Below are 24,052 nucleotides of genomic sequence, written 5' to 3'. Positions count from 1 at the left end.
CAAAACTAATGTTCGGTATCAGCTTCGGTGAACTGCTACTCGTCGGCCTGGTGGCCCTGCTGGTGCTTGGCCCCGAGCGCCTGCCAGGCGCTGCGCGTACGGCGGGCCTCTGGATCGGGCGCTTGAAACGCAGTTTCAATGCAATCAAACAGGAAGTTGAACGTGAAATCGGCGCAGACGAAATACGCCGCCAGTTGCACAACGAACACATCTTGTCGATGGAAGAGGAGGCCAAGAAGATCCTAGCCCCACTCCAGCCGCCTGTGCCGCCCGTGGTGCCGACTGAGCCCGTGATTGCGCCTGAGGTTGCGCCTGTAACCCCGCCGCCTACAGCGCCTGCCAGCGCCGCACCGATCAGCTTGAGCAAGACCGAGTCCGAGCCTGCGCCTCAACCGCCAGCGCCACACGACCCAACCCTGCCACCGCGAGCCCCTTAAGCGCATGAGCGAATCCCCCAAAAACGAGCAGCCAGAACACGACCAGCCCATGCCGCTGGTTTCGCACCTGACCGAGCTGCGCACCCGCTTGTTACGCTGTATTGCGGCGATTTTTCTGATCTTCGTCGCCTTGTTTTCCTTCACGCAGCAGATCTACACCCTGGTTTCCACGCCGCTGCGTGAATACCTGCCGGTGGGCGCCACGATGATCGCCACCGACGTGGCTTCACCGTTCCTCACACCGCTCAAGCTGACCATGATGGTCTCGCTGTTTATTGCCATTCCGGTGATCCTGCATCAGATCTGGGGCTTCATTGCGCCCGGCCTGTACAAGCACGAAAAGCGCATTGCCGTACCGCTGCTGATCTCCAGCATCTTTCTGTTCTACGCCGGCATGGCCTTCGCGTACTTCTTGGTGTTCCCGCTGGTGTTCAAGTTCTTCGCCGCCGCCACCCCCGAAGGCGTGGCGATGATGACCGACATCAGCAGCTACCTTGATTTCGTCATGACCCTGTTCTTCGCCTTTGGCGTGGCCTTTGAAATTCCGGTGGCGGTGGTGCTGCTGGTCTGGATCGGCATCGTCGACGTCAAATACCTGCGCAAGATTCGCCCGTACGTGATCATCGGCTGCTTCGTGGTCGGCATGATCTTGACTCCGCCGGACATCTTCTCGCAGACCTTGCTGGCCATTCCGATGTGGATGCTGTTCGAAATCGGCATTTTGTTTGGCAGCCTGATCACCAAAAACAAACACAGCGATGACGAAGAACCGGCTGACAGTGACACCAACGCTCAACCGCCAGCACCTCAAGCGTGAACCTGCTGCTCCTCGAAGAGGCTGACTTCATCGCTGTCGACCGCGTTATCTTGCGCGACCGGCGCTTGACGCACATGCAGGACGTACACCGTGCAGCCGTAGGCGACAGCCTGCGGGTGGGGCGTATTGGCGGGTTGATGGGCACTGCCGAGTTGGTGCGCCTCGAGGCCAAAGAAGCCGAATTGGTGATCTTAAGCCTCGACCAGCCACCGCCGCAAAAACTGCCATTGACCCTGCTGCTGGCCCTGCCGCGCCCGAAAATGCTGCGCCGGGTGCTGCAAACCGTGGCGTCGATGGGCGTGCCCAAGGTGGTGTTGGTTAACAGTTACCGGGTTGAAAAAAGTTTCTGGCAGACGCCATTTCTGGAACCTGAAGCGATTCGCGAGCAGCTTGTTTTGGGCTTGGAGCAGGCCCGTGACAGCGTTCTGCCTGAAATCATCATCGAAAAACGTTTTAAACCGTTTGTCGAAGACCGCCTGCCAACCATGGTCGAGGGCACGCTAGGTCTGGTCGGCCACCCCGGCGATTACCCGGACTGCCCGCGCGGCCTCAACGAAGCAGTGACCTTGGCCATTGGCCCGGAGGGTGGCTGGATTCCTTATGAAATCGACCTGCTGGCCAAGGCCGGCCTGCAACCGGTGCAACTCGGCGCCCGCATTCTGCGGGTCGAAACCGCCGTCACCGCCCTTCTCGCTCGCCTGTTCTAAACGCCAGAATCGCCTGTAGGCAGAGCTTGCCTCGCGGTCTTTTCAACGACCAAAAGATCGCAAAACAAGCTCACTCCTACAGTGGTTGAGGTGCCTTCCTGCGATCTCTGTCACACATTCGACGACTGTACTTTAGTTCTCTCCTCTGACGCCGATGCGCTATTAATCCATAAACGCCGTAAAGCAATGGACCGCTTTTCGTCTCTCGACCCGCGTCAATAAAGGAGCTGCACCATGTACCGTCGTCTAGCCCAACTACTCGGCAATATCAGCGTCAATCGTAAACTCGGGTTGGGCTTCGGCCTGGTGTTGGTTCTAACACTGCTGATCGCTGCAACTGGCTGGAATGGCTTAGTTTCTGTCATTGATCGAGGCGACAAGCTGGCCAACATTTCACAGATCATCGGGCAGACCAAAGACTTGCGCATTGCAAGGCTCAATTATCAGATTAGCCAGACCGATACCGCCTACCACGACGTCAATGCGCGGCTGAACGATCTGGACACCTCGCTGGGACTCTCACGCAAAGCATTAACCACACCCGAAGACTTGACCCTGGTCGATCAGCAACTTAAGGCCGCGGCTGAGTACAGAAAGGCTTTTACTGACCTCGCCCAAACCGGCGTAGGACACGAGCAAGCGTTGCAACACATGCAAGAACAAGGCAATAACCTGATCGAACTCAGCCAAAAATTGTCGTCGATACAAACCGCCAAGCGTGACCAAGACAGCCAGCAAGCCAAAGTGCTATTGGCCGGTTGCGCACTGCTGGCGCTGGTGATCGGAATCATCGCCGCGTGGATCATTACCCGTCAGATCGTTATCCCGCTGCACCGCTCGCTTAAAACCGTTCAGTTGGTCGCCGCAGGTGATCTGACCCGTAACATCCAGACCGATCGCCGTGATGAACTGGGCCAACTGCAAACCGCCATTCAACGAATGACCGAAGGCCTGCGTGAGTTGATTGGCGGGATCAGCGAGGGCGTGACCCAAATCGCCAGTGCCGCCGAGGAGCTTTCAGCGGTCACCGAGCAGACCAGCGCTGGGGTCAACAACCAGAAAGTTGAAACTGATCAGGTGGCCACGGCCATGAATGAAATGGCCGCGACGGTGCAGGAAGTCGCGCGCAATGCCGAAGAGGCTTCCGAAGCCGCTGCCGCCGCTGATCAGCAAGCTCGCGAAGGCGATAACGTGGTTGCGCAAGCGATCGCACAGATTGAAAAACTGGCCGTTGAGGTCGGTCACTCCACCGAGGCCATGAGCCATCTCAAGCGTGAAAGCGACAAGATTGGCAGCGTACTCGACGTGATCAAATCCGTGGCCCAGCAAACTAACCTGCTGGCGCTGAACGCCGCGATTGAAGCCGCCAGAGCCGGTGAAGCCGGGCGTGGTTTTGCCGTGGTGGCCGATGAAGTGCGCAGCCTTGCTCAGCGCACGCAACAATCCACTGAAGAAATCGAAGAGCTGATTGCTGGCCTGCAAAGCGGCACCTTGCAAGTGTCCAGCAGCATGGACAGCAGCCGCAGCCTGACCGACAACAGCGTCGACCTGACTCGTCGAGCAGGTCAGTCTTTGGGCAACATCACCCGCACCGTGTCCGCCATCCAGGCCATGAACCAGCAAATCGCGGCCGCGGCCGAACAACAGAGCGCCGTGGCCGAAGAGATCAACCGTAGCGTGTTGAACGTACGCGATGTGTCTGATCAAACGGCCGCTGCCAGCGAAGAAACCGCAGCGTCGAGCATTGAGCTGGCGCGATTGGGGACTCATTTACAAACGCTTGTAGGACGCTTCAAGGTCTAAGTACTTCCCGACAAATTTCGTCGTTTACCTGACAGTTTTGCCAGCTAGACGACGACAATGGGCCGCGACACACTCGTTTCTCCTCCAAATCGCTGGTAGAACGACCGTGACAACACCCACAACAACGTCGGTAACCCACTACGCGTACGACCCTCTGGACCGACTAACGACTGTCGCAACCGCCGCTAAGCCTCAGGCCCGCCGTTTTTACCTAAATAATCGGCTCATGACTGAAACTCAAGGCTCACGCCAACTGCACATTGTTCACTCGGACAACGTGCTGCTGGCCGAGCGACTGCATGATGGCGACATCACACATGTGCGTGCGCTCATGACGGACTATCAAGGCTCGGTTTTGCAAACCAAAGACGGGCGCACGGCCTACGCACCTTACGGGCACCGCTCAGAGAGCGTTGCAAGTACCCTGGGTTTCAATGGTCAACACGCTGACCCCGTCACTGGCCATTACCCCCTTGGTAACGGCCACCGGTTTTACAACCCGGTTGTGATGCGATTCAACAGTGCGGACCGTTTGAGCCCTTTTGCAGAGGGCGGATTGAATTGTTATGCCTACTGCGCTGGGGACCCGGTGAATCGCTACGACCCAAGCGGTCAAATGTTTGAAAACTTTGCATGGCTGGGCATGGCGATCGCGGACTTCACTACAGGTTATGTATTCCCTCTGTTCAAAAAAATAAGCCCCCTAAGACGCGCTGTTGCAAACAACCGCATCATCAATAGCACCCAATTCAAAAAAGTCTCAAATACGCTTGTTGAAGCAAGCGCTTTTATGGGCTCTACTTCATTTCTCGCCAGAAACACTTTGTACAACACCGACGCGCCAGCCTTGAGTAATGTCCTGTTCGGGATAACCATTGGGTCGGCAGCAGGGGCTGCGGTCGGTACCGTAACAAGCACTTTGCATAGCTTTGGTCAATTTCTGACGAAGCCTGCTCGGGTTATCAAACCTCCCACCATCAAGCGTTCAGCATCTATGTTTAATATGCGCCATACCTCTAAACAGGTATTCAGAGCCTCTGATGCACAGAGCGGTAGCCGCTCAAAACAAGCACGAAAGATTCAGCAAAACGCAAATCGATTCAAATTGGAGAGTGAACTTAACAACCGAGGTTCTAACCGAAAAGAATCAGCCTCTGACTCAGCACGCAATATTCGAGAGAAGAGCGTATAAGGCCGTGTTAGAGAAATAGCTAGGAGCTAGCCAGAGTCGCGTCAGACGCTCAACGATGAGTGTGCGACGGCTCTGGCCATGGTGCGGTCTTACAACACCTGACGCAAAAACGCTTGGGCGCGCAGGTCTTTTGGCGAGTTGAAGAAGTCCTCCGGGGCGGAGTCTTCCAGCAATTTGCCGTGATCGAAGAACAGCACACGGTTGGCGACTTCTCGGGCAAAGCCCATTTCGTGAGTCACGCAGACCATGGTCATGCCTTCCTGCGCCAAGGTCTTCATCACGTCGAGCACTTCGCCGACCATCTCCGGGTCGAGCGCCGACGTCGGCTCATCGAACAGCATGACCTTAGGGTCCATCGCCAGCGCACGGGCAATGGCCACGCGCTGTTGCTGACCACCCGAAAGGCGCGAGGGGTATTCGTTGGCCTTTTGCCCGATCCCGACCTTTTCCAACAGCTCACGGGCCTTAGCCTCGCGCTCGGCTTTACCACGCTTGCGCACGACCTTCTGCGCCAGGCACAGGTTTTCGAGCACGGTCATGTGCGGGAACAGGTTGAAATGCTGAAACACCATGCCGACTTCTCGCCGGTAAGCGTTGACGTCCGTTTTGGGGTTGGCCAAATCCACGCCATCGATGCTGACCGAGCCTGAGTCAAATTCTTCCAGGCCGTTGAGGCAGCGCAGAAAGGTCGACTTGCCGGAACCGGACGGGCCGATCACCACCAACACTTCGCCCTTGGCAACCTGAGTGGTCACGTTATCGACTGCACGCACGATGTGCCCGCGCGTATCGAAGACTTTTACCAGTTCGCGAACTTCAATCACTTTGCGCGAGCCTCCGCTCAAGCCGGCTGGCCAAATGCGACAGCGGCAGGTTAATCAACAAGTACAGGCCCGCCACGCAGAACAGGATTTCGAACGGCGAGAACGAGGTGGTGATGACTTCACGGCCACTTTTAAGCAGCTCGGTAATGGCAATCACCGACACCAGCGAGGTGTCTTTGACCAAGCTGATAAATTGCCCGGCCAAAGGCGGCAGGACCCGCTTGAAGGCTTGCGGCAGTACCACGTGGCGCATCGATTGGCTGGCATTCAAGCCCAGCGAGCGTGCCGCTTCGCTTTGCCCTCGGGCGATGGACTGCACGCCCGAACGAACGATTTCGGCCACATACGCACCGGTGAACAACGACAAGGCGGCAATACCGGCAAATTCGCGGGACAGGTTGAGTACGGTGCCAATAAAGAAGTAGAAGATGAAAATCTGTACCAGCAGCGGCGTCCCGCGCACCAATTCGACGTACAGGGTCGAGAGGTCGCGCAAGGTTGGGTTATTTGACAGTCGGCACAGGCCAGTGGCCAGCCCGATTATCAAGCCCAACACGCCAGAGACCAGTGACAACCACACGGTGGTCCATAAGCCCAGAAGCAGCGGCCCTGCGGCCCAATGGCGGTTAACACCGATCACATCGCCTTCGGCAACATCGTCGCCTTCAGCCAGTTGCAGGCTGTTGTCAGCGACGGTCAGACGCTGTTCGGCGCCATCGTCGCCGCGCAGCACGACCTCGGCCTTGCCGCCGTTGCGTACTACTTCAATCACGGTCGATGTTTCAGCGGCCCGTTGAGCTTCTTCGGCCTGATAGGCGAAGTACTGCGGGACTCGATTCCAGCGCCACTCGTAAGACATCAGCGAGGTGGCGTAATACAACGCACCTGCCAGACCGATGAGTATCAGCACGGTCAGTACGTGCCAGGGCCACTGGGCTTTTTTCTGTTTGATCACTTTGCAATATTTCCGTAGAGGGCAGCACGAACAATTACCGTAGTCGCTGCCGCAGGCTGCGAAGAAGTCCGTGGAGACTTCAAAAAAACGGGTTGCTGCGCAACCCTTCGCAGCCTTCGGCAGCGACTACGGCAGGGAATCGCGCTTATTCCATGTCTTTGAGCCAAGTGGTGTCTTTAAACCACTTGTCATGGATGCGATCGTAGGTGCCGTCTTCGTGGATCTGGTGCAGGAAGTTGTTAATGAAGTTAATGCTGTCGTAGTCGCCTTTCTTCAGACCAAAGGCCAACGGCTCGTAGGTGAACGGCTTGTCGATGAACTCCAGCTTGCCGTTACCGAACTTGTTAACCGCCACAACGTTGTAAGGCGCGTCGTAGATAAACGCATCAGCTTTGCCGTTAACCACGTCAAGCACGGCTTCTGGCTCGTTGTCGTAGCCATGGTACTGGGCTTTGGACATGAGTTTGCGTGCAACGATTTCACCCGTCGTGCCGATTTTCGAGGTCAGGCGGTATTGCGGGTCGTTAAGGTCTTTGTACGACTTGATCTTGTCTGCCAGTTCCTTGCGAATCAGCAGGGTCTGGCCGACCACGATGAAGGGTTCGCTGAAGTTCAGGCGCAGGTTGCGTTCCTGAGTCAGGGTCATGCCACTGCCGATCATGTCGAACTTGTTGGTCATCAGGGCCGGGATGATGCCGTCATAGGCGGTGGATACCAGCTCCAGCTTGACGCCCATGGACTTGGCCATGGCTTTGAGCAGGTCGACTTCAAACCCAATGATCTGACCACGTTTGTTGGTCATTTCGAAGGGCATGTAAGTCGGGTCCATACCCACTTTCAATGTGCCGCGCTTGACCGCGTCGTCAATGGCGCCTGCATGGGCTGCGCTCACCGCCAATAATGCAGCGACGCCGCACAGCAGTTTCGAGACAAACTTCTTCATCATCCACTCCCCTCAACCTACTCAATAAAGGTGTTGGCCTGCGGCGGGCTCGATTCATAAAGCCAATAAAGCCGGGCACTCACCCATTCGGAGACGGATGCTAACTCACAGAAGGTTAGGAGACGAGTTTTGAGAGAGAAAAGCACGACCGGCGGGGGAGATAGATCGAAAACCAGTGGGAGTGGGCTTGCTCGCGATGCAGGCGACGCGGTGTATCAGAAAGGCCAAGGTGACGCCATCACGAGCAAACCCGCTTCTACAAAAGCAGAAGCGGGTTTCTCACGTCAGATCACGCCGCAGGTTGCAACGGCAACGAAGGCGCGTGGGGCTGCGACGCCACGGTTTCACGCCAAGCGTTAAGCCAGTCTTCGTGACCTTCGCTCCACACCAACGCGTGCAGGCGTGCCAGCGCCACAGGATCGCTCAACAACGCCATACGCTCGTTGTTGTTCAGACCTTGCGGGCCAACCTTGAGCGCCTGACGTACCCGCTCGGTACGCAGCCATTCAATCGGCTCGGCTTCACGGTGGCGCGAGGTCGCCAAGGCACAGGCCAGGGCGTTCTGCTGTGGATCGACCACAGCACGCACAAAACCATCGTTGAGCGCGTGGTAGCGGTTCTCGTGGGTGTATTCAGCGGTAGCCGACAACTCACGCGGCGGTGCGTATTCCTCAGGGATCAGGAACAGGCTTTCGTCACGGGATTTGAGGCCCAACTTAACCCGGCTGGAGATCACCGACACCGGAATCGACAGCATCAAAGACCCGACAATCGGTACCAGCCACCACAGGAAGCTCGGATTCAACCACAACACCAAGGCAGCCCAAGCTGCACCCAGCAGGGTTTGCGGACCATGGCGACGCACCGCTTCGCTCCACGGCGTGGAGTCGTCGTCACGTTGTGGCGAGTTCCAGGTCGCGGCCCAGCCCAGGAAGGCGGCCAGCACGAAGCGAGTGTGGAAGATCATACGCACGGGTGCCAGCAGCATCGAAAAGAGCATTTCGAGCAGCATCGACAACGTGACCTTGAACTTGCCACCGAACTGTTTTGCGCCTTTGGCCCAGATCAGGATGATGCTCAGCAACTTAGGCAAGAACAGCAACACGATGGTGGTCGAGAACAGCGCAACTGCTTTGTCCGGGTGCCATTGAGGCCACAGTGGATACAGCTGGCGAGGCTCCATGAAGTACTGCGGTTCCATCAGCGTGTTGACTGCCAGCAAGGCCGTCGACAGCAGCAAGAAGAAGAACCACAAGGGCGCCGAAAGGTACGACATCACGCCGGTCAGGAACACCGCACGGTGCACCGGGTGCATGCCTTTAACCAGGAACAGGCGGAAGTTCATCAAGTTACCGTGGCACCAGCGACGGTCACGCTTGAGTTCGTCCAGCAAGTTAGGCGGCAGCTCTTCGTAGCTGCCCGGCAGATCGTAGGCAATCCACACGCCCCAACCTGCACGGCGCATCAACGCGGCTTCGACGAAGTCGTGAGACAGGATCGCGCCCGCAAATGCACCCTTGCCCGGCAACGGCGCCAAGGCGCAGTGCTCGATAAACGGCTTCATGCGGATGATCGCGTTGTGGCCCCAGTAGTGGGATTCACCCAACTGCCAGAAGTGCAGGCCAGCGGTGAACAACGGCCCGTAGACCCGCGTTGCAAACTGCTGCATGCGGGCATACAAGGTGTCCATGCCCGACGCTCGGGGCGCGGTCTGGATGATGCCTGCGTCTGGCGTGGCTTCCATCAAGCGCACCAGGCTGGTCAGGCATTCGCCGCTCATGACGCTGTCGGCATCGAGCACCACCATGTACTTGTAATCGCCGCCCCAGCGACGGCAGAAGTCGTCGAGGTTGCCGCTTTTACGCTTTACACGACGGCGACGACGGCGATAGAAAATCCGCCCGAAGCCTTCTGTTTCGCGGCATACATCCAACCAAGCCTGTTGCTCGGCGACGCAAATATCAGGGTCGTTACTGTCACTGAGGACGAAGAAGTCGAAGCGATCCAGGTCACCCGTTGCCGCTACCGATTCGTAGGTTGCCCGCAGGCCCGCAAACACACGGGTTACGTCTTCGTTACAGATCGGCATCACCAGCGCAGTACGTGCCTGCTCCGGGATCGGCTCATTGCCAGCGCTAGCGCCGGAAATGCGGTATTTGTCGTGCCCGGTCAGCAGCTCAAGGAAGCCCATGAGGGCGGTCCAAAACCCCGCTGAAACCCAGCAAAACAAGATCCCGAACAAAATCAGGATGCTGGTTTGCAAGGCATACGGCAGCACTTGCTGCGCGGTCTGCATCAGAGGTTGATGCAGCACTTCGTCCAGATCAACGAACGACCAGCCCTGGTACGGCATGATGCCCTTCATGTACCAGCCAGCGACGATGGTTTGACCGAGCATCAGAATCAGCAGGATGTAACGGCGGATAGAACCCACCGTCCGCCAGCGAGCCTTAGGCAGCACGCGCTCGTCAATTTTCGGCGCAGGCGGGTTGGTACGGCCAGTCAGACGGCGCCACCCACGAACCAGAATATTGGTACGCCACGGCTCGGGCACCACTTTGGTGCGACGAATCGGCGGCGTGGCCTTGAGCACCACCCGGCCACTGGCGTCGAGAGCGAGCATTTCTGCTTCCTCGAGTTCGGCAGCCGTTGTGAGATTCAGGCGCGTGCCGACCGACGCCTGAGCGGCCTCGGCAGCATCGACGTCAGTGCGCGCTGACAGACGTTCATGCAGCTCGGCGAACGAGGTGCAGTTCGCCAAGTCGGCGCGCTGCGCCTCGCTCAGTGGCAAGTGCGCCAGGTACTCGTCAAGCGAGACTGGCTGAGTGTGAGCATTACTCATCGGCTGGCAACTGGTAGCTCCAGGTCTCGGTCAACACTTTTTCAGTCTTCACCGGCTCTGGCGTGGCAGGGGCAGCTTCGGTTGCTGGAGCTTTAGCACCCTTGGCGTCCTTGGCTTTATCGTCTTTGTGCTCTTTGGCCTCTTTCTTCTCGTGCACCTTGGCTGCAATTTTCTCAGCCTTAGCCACGGTTGCAGGGGCTTGCTCAACGTCTTGAACCAACGCAGCACGCAGCTCGGTGGACTTGCTCGGGTCTTTGACTTTCAGGCGCAAGGTCAAGCGCCAGCCTTTGGTTTCCGGGTTGTAGCGAAGGTTGTTTTCAACCAGATCAGCGTTGTCACCCACGCTCACTTGGCTACGAACAGGCGCATCAGCTGGCAGTTTTTCCAGCGACGGACCTTCGAAGTCAATCAGGTAGGCCACGCTGCCGTCAGGCTGACGAATCAGGTTGGATTGCTTGACGTCGCCAGTCGAACGTAAGGTTTGTTTAACCCACGCGCTGTCAGTCGGGTGCAGTGCAGCTTCGTCCAAGGTCCAGTGCAGGCGGTAGGCATAGTCAAACGGTTTGCCTGGCTCTGGCAACGTGCCCGGGCTCCAGAACGCAACGATGTTGTCGTTGGTCTCGTCAGCAGTCGGAATTTCGACTAGGTCGACAGTCCCTTTACCCCAATCACCCTGTGGCTCGATCCACGCGCTTGGGCGTTTGTCGTAACGGTCGTCGAGGTCTTCGTAGTGGCTGAAGTCACGGCCACGTTGCAGCAAGCCAAAACCACGCGGGTTTTCAACGGCAAAGTTGCTCACGGCCAAGTGTTTCGGGTTGTTCAGCGGACGCCAGACCCACTCGCCGTTGCCGGCATGAATCGCCAGGCCCGACGAATCGTGCAGTTCGCGGCGGTAGTTAAGCACTTTGGACGGCTGGTTAGCGCCGAACAGGTACATGCTGGTCAGCGGAGCGATGCCCAGCTTGCCTACTTTGTCACGCAGGAACATTTGCGCTTTCACGTCGACGACAGTGTCAACGCCAGGACGCAGGATAAAGCGATATGCGCCGGTCGCACGCGGCGAATCCAGCAAGGCGAAGATCACCAGGTGTTTGTCGTTAGGCTTTGGACGTTCAACCCAGAACTCGGTGAAACGCGGGAACTCTTCACCCGATGGCAACGCGGTATCAATCGCCATGCCACGCGCCGATAAGCCGTAGGTCTGGCCCTTGCCGATCACGCGGAAGTAGCTCGCGCCCAGCATGGTCATGATTTCGTCTTGCTTGTCCGCTTTGTTGATTGGGTACAACACGCGAAAACCCGCCCAGCCGAGGTTCTCGGTGGCTTTAGGGTCAAATTTGACGTCACCAAAATCAAAGCGACTCGCGTCGTACTTGATCTCTTCGACCTTGTCGGCGGTCACTTCGTTGATTTTCACCGGGGTGTCGAAATGCATGCCCTGGTGATAGAAGGACAGTTTGAACGGGGTCTTGTCCCCGGCCCACTGGGCTTTTTCACGCTTGAACTGAATTTTCTGGTAGTCCGCGAACTTCATGTCGCGGAACTCATTTGGCAAGTTGCTGCGTGGCGCTTGGTATTTCTGCTCGGCCAGGGTTTTAGCCTGCGCCGCCACGTCATCCAGACTGAATGCCCACAGTTGACCCGCACCGAACAAGCAAAAGAGCGCGGAGCCCGTCACCAGTGCGTTACGCAACCGCTTGGCAGACATTTTTGGTGCATTAAATGGACTAACAATCACGAGCAAACCTCGCCGAAAACAGATGATGAAACCAACGGCCAGCGTTCTACATGCCGGGTTGGCGAGCACTGTTCCGACCGTAAAAGGGAAGAATGATTCCCCAAGCACGTCGGATTAGTGTCTATGTTAGCGCGGGATTATCTAGTAGGCCGCGTTACAACGCATCTACTCTCAGCAAGTATTTATCGCTACCCCCCCCTGTTTTCAGACGAAAACTCGGTTTTTCAAGGTTTTAGATGTGTAACAAGAATGTCACAGGGCCATCATTGACCAAATGCACCTGCATGTCGGCGCCAAAACGCCCGGTTTCGACCCTCGGGTGAAGCCGCTTGGCCTCCTCCAGCAAGTGCTTGAACAGTGTTTCGGCTAACGCAGGAGGTGCCGCCGTGGAAAAACTTGGCCGCAACCCGCTTTTAGTGTCAGCCGCCAGCGTGAATTGCGACACCAGCAACAATCCGCCGCCGACATCGGCTAGCGACAGGTTCATTTTGCCGTCCGCATCGCTGAACACCCGGTAATTGAGCAACTTGTGCAACAACTTGGCCACATGGGCTTGCGTGTCCCCAGGTTCGACGGCCACCAGTACCAACAAACCCTGATCAATTGCGCCTACAACCTCACCGCCCACTTCGACCCGCGCGCCACTGACACGCTGCAACAAGCCCCTCATGCTTCGTCGGGCTGCAGGTTGAGCAGGCTGCTCGCCATTTGCTCGGTTGCGCGCACCAGTGCATCGGTAATACCGGTTTCAGAGGCTGCGTGCCCCGCATCGCGGATCACTTGCAGTTCGCTGCCTGGCCAGTTCTGGTGCAGTTCCCAGGCGTTATCCAGCGGGCAAATCACGTCGTAGCGGCCATGCACGATCACCGCTGGCAAATGGGCGATCTTATGCATGTCACGGATCAGTTGATTAGGCTCAAGAAAGGCACTGTTGGTGAAGTAATGGCATTCGATACGGGCAATCGACAAGGCGCGATGCGGGTCGCAAAAACGCTCAACCACTTGCGGGTTGGGACGCAGCGTCGCCGTGCGGCCTTCCCACGTCGACCAAGCCTTGGCCGCGTGCATTTGTGCGATCTGGTCATTGCCGGTCAAGCGCTTATGGAAGGCGGTGAGCAGATCGTCGCGCTCTTCCGGCGGAATCGGCGCGATATAGTCCTGCCAATAGTCCGGGAAGATTCGACTGGCGCCCGCTTGGTAGAACCATTCGATCTCTTGCGGACGCGCTAAGAAGATGCCCCGCAGAATCAGGCCGTGTACCCGGTCTGGATGGCTTTGCGCATAGGCCAGCGACAGGGTAGAACCCCACGAGCCGCCAAACAGCACCCATTTGTCGATGCCTAGGAACAGACGAATCCGCTCCATATCTGCCACCAGATCCCACGTCGTATTGTTATCAAGGCTGGCGTGCGGGGTTGAACGCCCGCAACCGCGCTGATCGAAGGTGATGATGCGGTACACGCCCGGGTCAAAATAGCAGCGGCTGTTGGCATCACAGCCCGACCCCGGCCCCCCGTGGACAAACACCACCGGCAAACCGTCGGGTGTGCCACTTTCATCGACATAAAGTACATGCGGCCCATCAACAGCGAGATCGTGCCGGGCGTAGGGTTTGATCTGCGGGAACAAGGTCTGCATTACACACTCCGCGGGAGGGTTGAGGTCATCCCAGATGAGGACTTCAAAAAATGGTGCCGATTGGCATCATAAACCCGATTGGCGGAATGAGCATGGGGTTAAAGCGGATGGTGATCTAGACCGCATGCGCTCCCTAGACCCTCACCCCAACCCTCTCCCGGATGGAGAGGGTTAGGGTGAGGGTGTTTTTGATTTTCAGCGTTTGGCATACCGCTCTTGCCCCCACGCAATCATCCGCGTCAGCAACTGCTCAAGCACCACCTGCGTCGGTGCCGCCAGGTCCTCGCGGTAGTTAAATGGCTCAAGCTCTTCCATGTAGTTGCACTGCGCCAGCTCCAGTTGCACGGCATGGATGTTATCCACAGGGCTGCCGTAATGCCGGGTGATGTGGCCACCCTTGAAACGCCCGTTCAGGACATGGCTGTAAGCCGGGTGCTCGGCGCAGAGGGCTTCAAGGTCACTCGCCAGTTGCGGATCGCAACTGGCGCCATTGAACGTCCCGAGATTGAAGTCCGGCAAGCGTCCTTCAAACAGGTGCGGCACGTGCGAGCGAATAGAGTGCGCGTCAAACAGCAGCGCATAGCCAAACTCTTCTTTGAGACGTTTTAGCTCTTGCTGCAAGGTCCGGTGGTAGGGCTGCCAGATGGTTTTCAGGTAGGTCGCTCGTGCTTGCGCAGTCGGCACTTGCCCTTCGCGAAACAACGGCACGCCGTCAAACAGGGTGGCCGGGAATAACCCGGTGGTCGCGCCCGCGTACAGCGGGGCGTCGTCTTCGGGGCGATTGAGGTCGATCACAAACCGCGAATACTCCGCCGCTAACGTGCTGGCCCCCAACTCAGCGGCAAATGCGTATAGACGCGGGATGTGCCAGTCAGTGTCCGGCAAGCTTTGCGCCTCAGGAATCAGCCCGGCCTCAACCGCTGGCGTCAGTTTTATACCCGCGTGGGGCATGCTGATCAGCAAGGGCACTCGCCCCTGTTTGAATGTCAGTACCTTATCCACTGCCTTTTCTCCTAAAACGTGACGTCTACGCCATTGCGCACGACGCGTTTGTCCAGATCACCGCCCAGCCAGTACGCGAGGTCTGCCGGGCGATCTATGTTCCAGGCTACAAAATCAGCCACTTTGCCAGGTTCCAGTGAGCCGTGAGTTTCGCCCATGCCCAAGGCCGTGGCCGCGTGCAAGGTGACGCCCGCCAAGGCTTCCTCGGGGGTCATGCGAAACAAGGTGCAGGCCATGTTCAGCATCAGGCGCAGCGACAAACCCGGCGAGGTGCCCGGATTGAGGTCGCTGGCGATGGCGATTTTGACTTTGTGCTTGCGCAGGGCCTCCATCGGCGGCAGTTGGGTTTCACGCAAAAAGTAGAACGCGCCCGGCAACAACACCGCTACGGTCCCGGACTGAGCCATGGCGATGGCGTCTTCTTCGGTCATGAATTCCAGGTGATCCGCCGACAACGCCTGATAACGCGCCGCCAGGCTTGAGCCGTGCAACGAGGACAATTGTTCGGCGTGCAACTTGACCGGCAACCCCAACTGCTGCGCCACTTGGAACACCCGTTCGACTTGCTGCGGCGAAAACGCCAGGTATTCGCAGAAGGCATCCACCGCATCCACCAGCCCTTCGGCTGCCAACGCAGGCAGCATCTCAGTGCAGATGTGTTCGACGTAGTCGTCGGCGCGATCCTTGTATTCCGGCGGCAAGGCGTGCGCCGCCAGGCAGGTGCTGCGCACAGTGACCGGCAGTTCTTCGCCCAGGCGACGAATCACCCGCAGAATTTTTCGTTCACTCTCAAGGCTTAGGCCGTAGCCAGACTTGATCTCTACGCTGGTCACGCCATCGCGCAGCAAACACAGCAAACGCTGACGGGCACTGGCGAACAGTTCGTCTTCACTGGCGGCGCGGGTCGCACGCACGGTGCTGGCAATCCCGCCACCCGCAGCGGCGATGTCGGCATAACTCACACCTTGCAGGCGCTGTTCGAACTCGCCACTACGATTACCACCAAACACTGTGTGGGTGTGGCAATCGATCAACCCCGGCGTGACCCACGCGCCCTCAAGGCAAACGCTCTGATCGTACTCGCCTTGTGGCAGATGCAGACGAGGGCCGACCCACTCGATGTATTCATCGCGGGTCACGATGGCCGCATCTTCGATGATCGAGTACGCGCCATTGGCCATGGTTGCAACGTTGCAGTGCTGCCAAAGCGTTTTCATCCACTCACTCCGTCAATAATCAAACACTCAGGAAACCTTGGAGGCGACCTCAAGCGCGCGCCCTGCGGTGGGTTTTACCCACAGCAAATAAGCCACTATCAGCAACACAATCCAGACGGCACCCACCATTAGCGCCGCTTGGGTTTCAGGGAAGTAACCCAGCACGCCAAAGATGAACACCATGAATACGATGGCGGCAATAGGCGCATACGGCCAAAAAGGCACAGGAAACTTAAGCGCGGCCACTTGTTCGCGGGTCATTGAACGGCGCATGGCAACGTGAGTTACCAGAATCATCAGCCATACCCACACCGTCGCGAAGGTCGCAATAGAGGCGATGACCAGGAAGATGTCCTTCGGGATCAAGTAGTTCAGCACCACACCGCCCAACAACGTCGCGCCCATCACCAGGACGGTCATCCACGGCACGCCGTGGCGGGATATTTTGGCAAAGCCTTTTGGCGCCTGACCTTGCTGGGCCAGACCATACATCATGCGGCCAGCGCCGAAGATGTCGCTGTTGATGGCCGATACCGCGGCCGAGATCACCACGATGTTCAGCACGGTCGCTGCCGAGCTAATGCCTAGACTGTCGAAGATTTGCACAAACGGACTGCCTTGGCTGCCGATCTGAGTCCACGGGTAAATGGCCATCAATACGAACAATGTCAGCACGTAAAACAAGAGGATGCGTAACGGCACCGCGTTGATCGCCTTGGGGATCACACGGTGTGGGTCTTTGGCTTCACCGGCAGTAATACCGATGATTTCAATACCGCCGAACGCGAACATCACGACCGCAAACGAAGCGATCAAACCGCCAATCCCGTTGGGCATAAAGCCGCCATAGGCCCACAGATTACTGATGCCTGTGGCTGCCGCGTCAGTACCGGACGTGCCGATGCCAAACAGCATGATGCCAAAACCGGCCAAAATCATTGCCACAATGGCCGCCACTTTAAGCAACGACAGCCAGAATTCCATTTCGCCGAAGACTTTAACGCTGCACAGGTTCAATCCGCCGATGAGCAGTACGATGCCCAACACCCAGATCCAGCGAGCCACATCGGGGAACCAGAACCCCATATAAATACCGAATGCGGTGATATCGGCCAAACACACGATGATCATTTCAAAGGCATAGGTCCAGCCGAGAATAAAACCGGACATTGGCCCCAAATAGGTGCTGGCGTAATGGCCGAACGAGCCAGCTACGGGGTCGCGCACAGCCATTTCGCCCAGCGCACGCATCACCATAAAAACAGCAGCGCCCCCGATCAGGTAGGCGAGTAACACAGCAGGACCCGCCATTTGGATTGCAGCAGCGGAACCATAAAAAAGACCCGTTCCGATCGCTGATCCCAGCGCCATAAAACGGATGTGACGAGCCGATAGCCCGCGCTTCAAACCTTGAGTCTGATTTTGCATTTCGCGTCCTTAATTATTTTTGTCAGCGAAAACAGGTACACAGAGCGCACCCCAGGGTGCGCTCTGCGTTTGGGTGGTTACAGACTGGGGAGAACCTGAGCAGGCACCAGTGTGTTTAAGCACCGCGAGGCCAACAGTTGAATGGCCGCTTCAATGTCAGGGGCGAAGAAGCGATCTTTCTCATAGAAAGCGACTTTGCTGCGCAGAGCAGCGCGGGCGATTTCGAGTTTGGCCGAGGTTTTCAAACCGTCGCGCAAATCCAGCCCCTGGCACGCAGCCAGCCATTCAACAGCCAAGACGCCGCGTGTGTTCTCAGCCATTTCCCAAAGACGCTTGCCTGCCGCAGGGGCCATGGAAACGTGGTCTTCCTGGTTGGCCGAGGTCGGGATGCTGTCAACGCTGTGCGGATGCGCCAACGCTTTGTTTTCGCTGGCCAATGCAGCGGCTGTCACTTGCGCGATCATGAAGCCCGAGTTGACGCCGCCATTGGCTACCAGGAACGGCGGCAGCTGCGACATATGTTTGTCCATCATCAGCGAAATACGGCGCTCACTCAGCGAGCCTATTTCGGCAATCGCCAACGCCATGTTGTCCGCCGCCATCGCAACGGGTTCGGCGTGAAAGTTACCCCCGGAGATCACATCACCTTGCTCGGCAAATACCAACGGGTTATCCGAGACGGCATTGGCCTCAATGGCCAGCACTTCAGCCGCCTGACGGAACTGGGTCAAGCAGGCGCCCATCACTTGCGGCTGGCAGCGCAGAGAGTACGGGTCTTGTACCTTGTCGCAGTTTTTGTGCGACTCCGACACCTCGCTGCTGGTGCCCAACAGGTCGCGATAAATCGCGGCGGCGTCGATTTGCCCACGCTGGCCGCGTGCGGCATGGATACGCGGGTCAAAGGGCGAGCGGGAGCCCAATACCGCTTCAACGGTCAGGCCACCGCACGCCATTGCGGCAGCGAACAAGTCTTCGCCTTCAAACAGGCCGCGCAACGCATAGGCCGTCGACACTTGCGTGCCGTTGAGCAAAGCCAGACCTTCTTTGGCGGCCAACGTCAGCGGCTCTAGACCCGCTTGTTTCAGGGCCGCAACGGCATCCAGCCACTCACCGTTGTAGCGTGCTTTACCTTCGCCCAACAGCACGAGCGACATGTGCGCCAGCGGTGCTAAGTCGCCCGAGGCGCCTACCGAGCCTTTGAGAGGAATGTGCGGGTAGACCTGCGCATTGATCAGCGCGATCAACGCGTCGATGACAACCCGGCGAATACCCGAGAAGCCACGGCTCAGGCTGTTGACCTTGAGCACCATGATCAAACGCACCAGGTCGTCGCTCAGCGGCTCGCCGATACCGGCCGCGTGAGACAACACCAAGGATCGCTGAAGGTTCTCTAGGTCTTCGCTGGCAATCTTGGTCGACGCCAACAAACCGAAGCCGGTATTGATGCCATAGGTTGTGCGGTTCTCGACCAAAATCTGCTCAACGCACGCCACACTGGCATCAATCTGCGCCGACGCACTTTCGTCCAGGCTCAGGGTGACTGGCTGCTGATAGATGTCACGCAGTTGGGCAAGGCTCAGTTGGCCGGGGATCAGGTTTAACTCAAGCACGTTAATACTCCTTCACGCGTGTAACCGAAATGATGAAAACTGATGGTGTAGTCGCTGCCACAGGCTGCGATCGAGCCCGCAGCGGCTACAGCGTTGTTCAATTAACCGTTGATCATCGGCAGGTTCAGACCCTGCTCGTTTGCACAGTCGATGGCGATGTCGTAACCCGCATCGGCATGGCGCATCACGCCGGTGGCCGGGTCGTTGTGCAGCACGCGGGCAATGCGTTCTGCCGCTTCATCGGTGCCGTCGCACACAATCACCATCCCCGAGTGCTGCGAGAAGCCCATGCCGACGCCGCCGCCGTGGTGCAACGACACCCAGGTCGCGCCGCTCGCGGTGTTGAGCAAGGCATTGAGCAGTGGCCAGTCGGAGACTGCGTCCGAGCCGTCTTGCATCGATTCGGTTTCACGGTTCGGGCTCGACACCGAGCCGGAGTCCAGGTGGTCACGACCAATCACAATCGGCGCTTTCAGCTCACCACTGCGGACCATTTCGTTGAACGCCAGACCGAGCTTGGCGCGCTGGCCCAGCCCTACCCAGCAAATACGAGCCGGCAAGCCCTGGAAGCTGATGCGCTCGCGCGCCATGTCCAGCCAGTTATGCAGGTGGGCGTCGTCTGCGATCAGTTCTTTAACTTTAGCGTCGGTTTTGTAGATGTCTTCGGGATCACCCGACAGCGCCACCCAACGGAACGGGCCTACACCCCGACAGAACAAGGGGCGGATATACGCCGGAACAAAGCCTGGGAAGTCGAATGCGTTGTCGACCCCCACTTCTTTGGCCATCTGACGGATGTTGTTGCCGTAGTCGAAGGTGGGAATGCCAGCCTTCTGGAATGCCAGCATGGCTTCAACGTGTTCGCCCATCGACGCTTTGGCGGCTTTAACCACACCCGCCGGATCGGTCAGGGCGCGGTCGCGGTACTGCTCCCAGGTCCAGCCTTTTGGCAGGTAGCCATTGAGTGGGTCGTGGGCGCTGGTCTGGTCGGTGACCATGTCCGGGCGCACGCCACGGCGCACCATTTCTGGCAGCAGTTCAGCGGCGTTGCCGCACAGGGCGATGGAAATCGCTTTGCCTTCGGCAGTGTATTTAGCGATGCGGGCCAGTGCGTCATCAAGATCGGTGGCTTGCTCGTCAACGTAGCGGGTGGCCAGACGGAAATCGATGCGGCTTTGCTGGCATTCGATGTTCAGCGAACAGGCGCCAGCCAGGGTGGCGGCCAACGGTTGAGCCCCGCCCATGCCGCCTAAGCCTGCGGTCAACACCCATTTGCCGACCAAGCTGGCGTTGTAGTGCTGGCGACCGGCCTCTACAAACGTTTCGTAGGTGCCCTGAACGATGCCTTGGCTACCGATGTAGATCCAACTGCCGGCGGTCATCTGGCCATACATGGCCAAGCCTTTGGCGTCGAGTTCGTTGAAGTGCTCCCATGTGGCCCAATGCGGTACCAAGTTGGAGTTGGCGATCAGCACCCGTGGCGCGTTGCTGTGGGTTTTGAACACGCCGACCGGCTTGCCCGATTGCACCAACAGGGTTTCGTCGTCATTGAGGTTGGTCAGGCTTTCGACGATTTTGTCGTAGCACTCCCAGTTACGCGCTGCACGTCCAATACCGCCATACACCACCAGCTCAGTCGGGTTCTCGGCAACCTGCGGGTCGAGGTTGTTCATCAACATCCGCAACGGGGCTTCGGTCATCCAGCTTTTGGCCGTGAGTTGGGTGCCACGGGCAGCGCGGATTTCACCCTCACGGTGACGGGTGAAAGCAGAAGGCGATTTAGGGGTAGTTGAAGTCACGGGTAACTCCTCAGCATTAGACAGATGCACACTTATGTACTTGTACATACAAGCATATGCAAGTTAACGGCCAACGTGGGAGTGGTTTCCATGAAATTGTGTTGAGCAGGGCGCTAAGGCCCAGAGATAAAGGTGAAGAAGCGCGTAGGAGGTTTCTTCATCAAGACGACGGCGGTGTTCGGGGATGTTACCGGAAGGGCGATTTGCGCCTTTTTGGGGCGTTAGGTAACACGATGGGGCGCGGGATCAGTCACTGCTTTTCGTAGGAGGTGCCGGATCCCGGGGGGCTTTAGATTGCGCTTAATTCAATCACGCAGATGCGGCCTGTGACCGCAATTTCCAGCAGCTCACGATTACCGTTCAGTTGCAGGCAGTCGTAAAGGCCCAGTTGTTCGTGAGCCGTATTACCCAGTTCCACGCCAACCTGCCCATCGGCGCTGAAGATTAATAACGTCTGCGCCGAACTGTAGAACCGGCCGCCCACGTCCAGCCACTGCACGCGTGCGCTGTAACGATCCGGGGCGTAGATCAGGTTGAAATCGCGAATCGACCCGTCGATCAAGGTGCAACTGACAGCGCTCTCGCCTTTAAAAGCGAAAGCGTCAAAAGGTAACAAGGCCCGACTGCGCACATCATCAACGCTCAGGTGCATGCCCGCACCTTGCAGCACGCTGATTACCCGCTGGTAGCCGTCAAAGCGCGAGAAACCACCCGACTCGCCAATGTCAGCAATCGACAGGCGCCAGCCAAAGCCATCCAGGCCTTCGCCTGCGTCGCGGGTGATTTCTTCGGTGCTGCCACCGCCGTTTTTCCACGGCATGCGCGGGTAATCGGCTGCACGTAAAACGGTGAGTTCACTCATTTGCTGAAACGTCCTTCCAGGCGATGACGGGAGCCCGGGTGGATCAAGCGCGCAGCGGTCACAGGCTGGCGGCCCGACCATGTGCGGCGGCGTATCAGTAGGCACGGCTCGCTAGGTTCAATTTGCAGCAACTTGCACTCTTGGGGATCAGCCAGAATGGCTTCAACCACGTGCTCGCCTTCGGTCAGTGGAGCGACCTGAGACAGGTAGGCGTAAGGCGTTTGCAGGGTGAAGTCTTGCTTAAGGTAGTCCGGCGCCACTTGGGCATTGACGAAACGGTCCTCAATTTGCACGGCAATCCCGTTTTCGTAATGCACGATCAGCGAGTGAAAGACTTTCTGCCCTTCGCGCATGTCGAGCACGGCAGCGCGTTCGGAGCCGGCCAGCTCTTCGCCCAGGCTGATCACGTTGCACGTGTGCTTGTGTCCGCGGGCGGCGATTTCGTCAGCGATGTTGTTGACTTCAAACAGCGCAGACTGGGTTTTGGGCTCGGCCACAAACGTGCCGACACCCTGCATGCGTACCAGCAAACCGTCGGCAGTCATCTCACGCAGCGCCCGGTTGATGGTCATGCGGCTAAAGCCCAACTGAGTGACTAGCTCGCTTTCGGAGGGCACGCGGTAGTGCGGCGGCCAGTTTCCGCTCCGAATTTGCTGGGTGATCATCTGCTTTACGCGGGCATAAAGCGGGGCTGGACTGTCGCCCATGTGGGCGGCCAGCGGGGGCACGACAGGCGGAGTCGACACAGGCAATCCTTGTTCATGAGGTGTGGGGGCGTAGCTTGCCGGAGTTTACCGAGCAGGCAAACGTCTGTATATGTATATACAAATTTCAAACAATGGGGTGCCGTACCGATGTCCGTGTTCTTTGCCGAACGTGCGCTGTTACCCACAGGCTGGGCTGCCAATGTCCGCATCGAGGTCGGAGCCGATGGCTATCTGACCCGAATTGAAGACGATTCCGACGCTCAGGGCGCCCAGCGTCTGAACGGACCGTTGTTGCCGGGCATGCCGAATCTGCACTCGCACGCATTTCAGCGCGCCATGGCCGGCTTGGCCGAAGTGGCGGGCAACCCCAATGACAGCTTTTGGACGTGGCGCGACCTGATGTATCGGCTAGTGGGCAAGATTGGCCCCGAGCAACTCGGTGTCATCGCCCGTCAGTTGTACATCGAAATGCTCAAGGCCGGTTACACCTCGGTCGCTGAATTCCATTACGTGCACCACGACCTTTCGGGCCAGCCTTATGCCAACCCCGCAGAGCTGGCGCTGCGCATCAGCGAGGCCGCCCGCTCGACCGGCATTGGCCTGACCCTATTGCCGGTGCTCTACAGCCATTCCGGTTTTGGCGGCCAAACGCCGAACGACGGCCAACGCCGCTTTATCAACAGCACCGAGCGCTATCTGACCTTGCAGCAGCAGTTAACGCCTGTGCTGGCGCAACAACCTGCTCAACAACTGGGCCTGTGCTTTCACTCGTTGCGGGCCGTTACACCTGAACAAATCTACGAAGTGCTGCGCGCCAGCGACACAACGTGCCCGGTGCATATCCACATCGCAGAGCAGCAAAAAGAAGTCGACGACTGCCTGAGCTGGAGTGGCAAGCGCCCTATCCAATGGCTGTATGACAATGTTGAAGTCGATGCCCGATGGTGCTTGGTACACGCCACTCACGCCAATGCCGATGAAGTGCAGCGTATGGCCCAAAGCAAGGCGGTGGCCGGGCTTTGCCTGACCACAGAAGCCAACTTGGGTGACGGCATTTTTCCGGCCGTGGACTACCTCGCTCAGGGCGGGCGCATGGGCATCGGCTCAGACAGCCACGTGTCGTTGAGCGTGGTCGAAGAGCTGCGCTGGCTGGAATACGGCCAGCGTCTACGTGACCAGCGCCGTAACCGAATGTACCGCAGCGATCAGCCGATGGTAGGGCGTACGTTGTACGACGCAGCCTTGGCCGGTGGCGCACAGGCGATGGGGCATGCGGTGGCAGGCTTAGCCGTGGGCCAACGCGCAGACTGGCTGGTGCTCGACGGCAACGACCCGTACCTGGCCACGGCGCAGGACGACGCAATTCTCAACCGCTGGTTGTTTGCGGGCGGTGATCGTCAGGTGCGCGATGTGATCGTTAACGGCCAATGGGTAGTGCGCGATGGCCGCCATGCTGATGAAGACATGAGTCGCCGCGACTTCACCCGTGTGCTGCGTGAGTTGTTGGGGTAGTTCATGCTCCTTTGCTCAC

The 24,052-nt window shown here is 58.1% G+C and carries 20 protein-coding genes; 6 read left to right on the top strand and 14 right to left on the bottom strand.

Annotated elements, in window-relative coordinates:
- The first annotated feature begins 8 nt into the window (after window positions 1-8).
- From tatB to B347_RS25655, 5 genes are all read left to right on the top strand, one after another.
- On the top strand, window positions 9-437 hold the full coding sequence (gene tatB, locus B347_RS0124155) for a Sec-independent protein translocase protein TatB (protein WP_019412269.1): 429 nt from the start codon (window positions 9-11) through the stop codon (window positions 435-437).
- 4 nt (window positions 438-441) lie between these two features.
- On the top strand, window positions 442-1,254 hold the full coding sequence (tatC, locus tag B347_RS0124150) for a twin-arginine translocase subunit TatC (RefSeq protein ID WP_019412268.1): 813 nt from the start codon (window positions 442-444) through the stop codon (window positions 1,252-1,254).
- On the top strand, window positions 1,251-1,961 hold the full coding sequence (locus tag B347_RS0124145; RefSeq protein ID WP_019412267.1) for a 16S rRNA (uracil(1498)-N(3))-methyltransferase: 711 nt from the start codon (window positions 1,251-1,253) through the stop codon (window positions 1,959-1,961). Before tatC ends, B347_RS0124145 begins: the two co-directional genes overlap by 4 nt.
- 234 nt (window positions 1,962-2,195) lie before the next feature.
- Window positions 2,196-3,764: a methyl-accepting chemotaxis protein gene (locus tag B347_RS0124140; protein ID WP_019412266.1), complete on the top strand. Its 1,569-nt coding sequence runs from the start codon at window positions 2,196-2,198 to the stop codon at window positions 3,762-3,764.
- 226 nt (window positions 3,765-3,990) lie between these two features.
- The gene (locus B347_RS25655) at window positions 3,991-4,956 is read left to right on the top strand and encodes an RHS repeat-associated core domain-containing protein (RefSeq protein ID WP_019412265.1); all 966 of its coding nucleotides are present in this window, start codon (window positions 3,991-3,993) and stop codon (window positions 4,954-4,956) included.
- Between the two features lie 89 nt (window positions 4,957-5,045).
- Here B347_RS25655 and B347_RS0124130 read toward each other — a convergent pair whose 3' ends face one another.
- The 14 genes from B347_RS0124130 to hutC form a co-directional block, all read right to left on the bottom strand.
- Window positions 5,046-5,780: an amino acid ABC transporter ATP-binding protein gene (locus B347_RS0124130; RefSeq protein WP_019412264.1), complete on the bottom strand. Its 735-nt coding sequence runs from the start codon at window positions 5,778-5,780 to the stop codon at window positions 5,046-5,048.
- Complete coding sequence (locus tag B347_RS0124125; protein ID WP_423812791.1) at window positions 5,773-6,732, bottom strand: amino acid ABC transporter permease; 960 nt, start codon at window positions 6,730-6,732, stop codon at window positions 5,773-5,775. Before B347_RS0124125 ends, B347_RS0124130 begins: the two co-directional genes overlap by 8 nt.
- 148 nt (window positions 6,733-6,880) lie before the next feature.
- The gene (locus B347_RS0124120; RefSeq protein WP_026014399.1) at window positions 6,881-7,678 is read right to left on the bottom strand and encodes a transporter substrate-binding domain-containing protein; all 798 of its coding nucleotides are present in this window, start codon (window positions 7,676-7,678) and stop codon (window positions 6,881-6,883) included.
- Window positions 7,679-7,967: 289 nt separating this feature from the next.
- Window positions 7,968-10,520: a glucans biosynthesis glucosyltransferase MdoH gene (gene mdoH, locus B347_RS0124115; RefSeq protein ID WP_019412261.1), complete on the bottom strand. Its 2,553-nt coding sequence runs from the start codon at window positions 10,518-10,520 to the stop codon at window positions 7,968-7,970.
- Window positions 10,513-12,258 (bottom strand): glucan biosynthesis protein G, encoded by a 1,746-nt coding sequence (locus tag B347_RS0124110; RefSeq protein WP_026014398.1) that lies wholly within the window; start codon window positions 12,256-12,258, stop codon window positions 10,513-10,515. Before B347_RS0124110 ends, mdoH begins: the two co-directional genes overlap by 8 nt.
- Before the next feature lie 232 nt (window positions 12,259-12,490).
- Window positions 12,491-12,928: a D-aminoacyl-tRNA deacylase gene (dtd, locus tag B347_RS0124105; RefSeq protein WP_019412259.1), complete on the bottom strand. Its 438-nt coding sequence runs from the start codon at window positions 12,926-12,928 to the stop codon at window positions 12,491-12,493.
- Window positions 12,925-13,896, bottom strand: coding sequence for a prolyl aminopeptidase (gene pip, locus B347_RS0124100; protein WP_019412258.1), 972 nt, complete (start codon window positions 13,894-13,896; stop codon window positions 12,925-12,927). Before pip ends, dtd begins: the two co-directional genes overlap by 4 nt.
- A gap of 195 nt (window positions 13,897-14,091) precedes the next feature.
- Window positions 14,092-14,898: an N-formylglutamate deformylase gene (gene hutG / locus B347_RS0124095; protein WP_019412257.1), complete on the bottom strand. Its 807-nt coding sequence runs from the start codon at window positions 14,896-14,898 to the stop codon at window positions 14,092-14,094.
- A gap of 11 nt (window positions 14,899-14,909) precedes the next feature.
- Window positions 14,910-16,115: an imidazolonepropionase gene (gene hutI, locus B347_RS0124090; RefSeq protein WP_019412256.1), complete on the bottom strand. Its 1,206-nt coding sequence runs from the start codon at window positions 16,113-16,115 to the stop codon at window positions 14,910-14,912.
- Between the two features lie 27 nt (window positions 16,116-16,142).
- Complete coding sequence (locus B347_RS0124085) at window positions 16,143-17,543, bottom strand: amino acid permease (protein ID WP_019412255.1); 1,401 nt, start codon at window positions 17,541-17,543, stop codon at window positions 16,143-16,145.
- A gap of 77 nt (window positions 17,544-17,620) precedes the next feature.
- Window positions 17,621-19,153, bottom strand: a complete 1,533-nt coding sequence (gene hutH, locus B347_RS0124080) for a histidine ammonia-lyase (protein WP_019412254.1) — start codon at window positions 19,151-19,153, stop codon at window positions 17,621-17,623.
- Between the two features lie 101 nt (window positions 19,154-19,254).
- Window positions 19,255-20,952: a urocanate hydratase gene (gene hutU, locus B347_RS0124075; RefSeq protein ID WP_019412253.1), complete on the bottom strand. Its 1,698-nt coding sequence runs from the start codon at window positions 20,950-20,952 to the stop codon at window positions 19,255-19,257.
- A 289-nt stretch (window positions 20,953-21,241) separates the two neighbouring features.
- The gene (locus B347_RS0124070; RefSeq protein WP_019412252.1) at window positions 21,242-21,814 is read right to left on the bottom strand and encodes a HutD/Ves family protein; all 573 of its coding nucleotides are present in this window, start codon (window positions 21,812-21,814) and stop codon (window positions 21,242-21,244) included.
- Entirely contained in the window at window positions 21,811-22,521 is a 711-nt protein-coding gene (hutC, locus tag B347_RS0124065) for a histidine utilization repressor (RefSeq protein WP_192812415.1), read from the bottom strand. The genes B347_RS0124070 and hutC overlap by 4 nt, the downstream gene beginning before the upstream one ends.
- A gap of 147 nt (window positions 22,522-22,668) precedes the next feature.
- On the opposite strand from hutC, the gene B347_RS0124060 reads away from it, so the two are divergent.
- Complete coding sequence (locus tag B347_RS0124060) at window positions 22,669-24,033, top strand: formimidoylglutamate deiminase (RefSeq protein WP_019412250.1); 1,365 nt, start codon at window positions 22,669-22,671, stop codon at window positions 24,031-24,033.
- Window positions 24,034-24,052 lie beyond the last annotated feature (19 nt).

The organism is Pseudomonas psychrophila HA-4 (assembly GCF_000282975.1).
GTDB lineage: Bacteria > Pseudomonadota > Gammaproteobacteria > Pseudomonadales > Pseudomonadaceae > Aquipseudomonas > Aquipseudomonas psychrophila_A.
Note: the sequence above shows the minus strand (reverse complement) of the source record. Positions and strands in the feature narration are given on the sequence as shown.

Coding starts and splice junctions, on each gene's coding strand:
- B347_RS0124120 (WP_026014399.1), bottom strand. CDS start 7,678: ATGAAGAAGTTTGTCTCGAAACTGCTGTGCGGCGTCGCTGCATTATTG.
- pip (WP_019412258.1), bottom strand. CDS start 13,896: ATGCAGACCTTGTTCCCGCAGATCAAACCCTACGCCCGGCACGATCTC.
- B347_RS25655 (WP_019412265.1), top strand. CDS start 3,991: ATGACTGAAACTCAAGGCTCACGCCAACTGCACATTGTTCACTCGGAC.
- tatB (WP_019412269.1), top strand. CDS start 9: ATGTTCGGTATCAGCTTCGGTGAACTGCTACTCGTCGGCCTGGTGGCC.
- B347_RS0124085 (WP_019412255.1), bottom strand. CDS start 17,543: ATGCAAAATCAGACTCAAGGTTTGAAGCGCGGGCTATCGGCTCGTCAC.
- B347_RS0124140 (WP_019412266.1), top strand. CDS start 2,196: ATGTACCGTCGTCTAGCCCAACTACTCGGCAATATCAGCGTCAATCGT.
- hutC (WP_192812415.1), bottom strand. CDS start 22,521: ATGGGCGACAGTCCAGCCCCGCTTTATGCCCGCGTAAAGCAGATGATC.
- dtd (WP_019412259.1), bottom strand. CDS start 12,928: ATGAGGGGCTTGTTGCAGCGTGTCAGTGGCGCGCGGGTCGAAGTGGGC.
- tatC (WP_019412268.1), top strand. CDS start 442: ATGAGCGAATCCCCCAAAAACGAGCAGCCAGAACACGACCAGCCCATG.
- hutI (WP_019412256.1), bottom strand. CDS start 16,115: ATGAAAACGCTTTGGCAGCACTGCAACGTTGCAACCATGGCCAATGGC.
- B347_RS0124070 (WP_019412252.1), bottom strand. CDS start 21,814: ATGAGTGAACTCACCGTTTTACGTGCAGCCGATTACCCGCGCATGCCG.
- B347_RS0124060 (WP_019412250.1), top strand. CDS start 22,669: ATGTCCGTGTTCTTTGCCGAACGTGCGCTGTTACCCACAGGCTGGGCT.
- mdoH (WP_019412261.1), bottom strand. CDS start 10,520: ATGAGTAATGCTCACACTCAGCCAGTCTCGCTTGACGAGTACCTGGCG.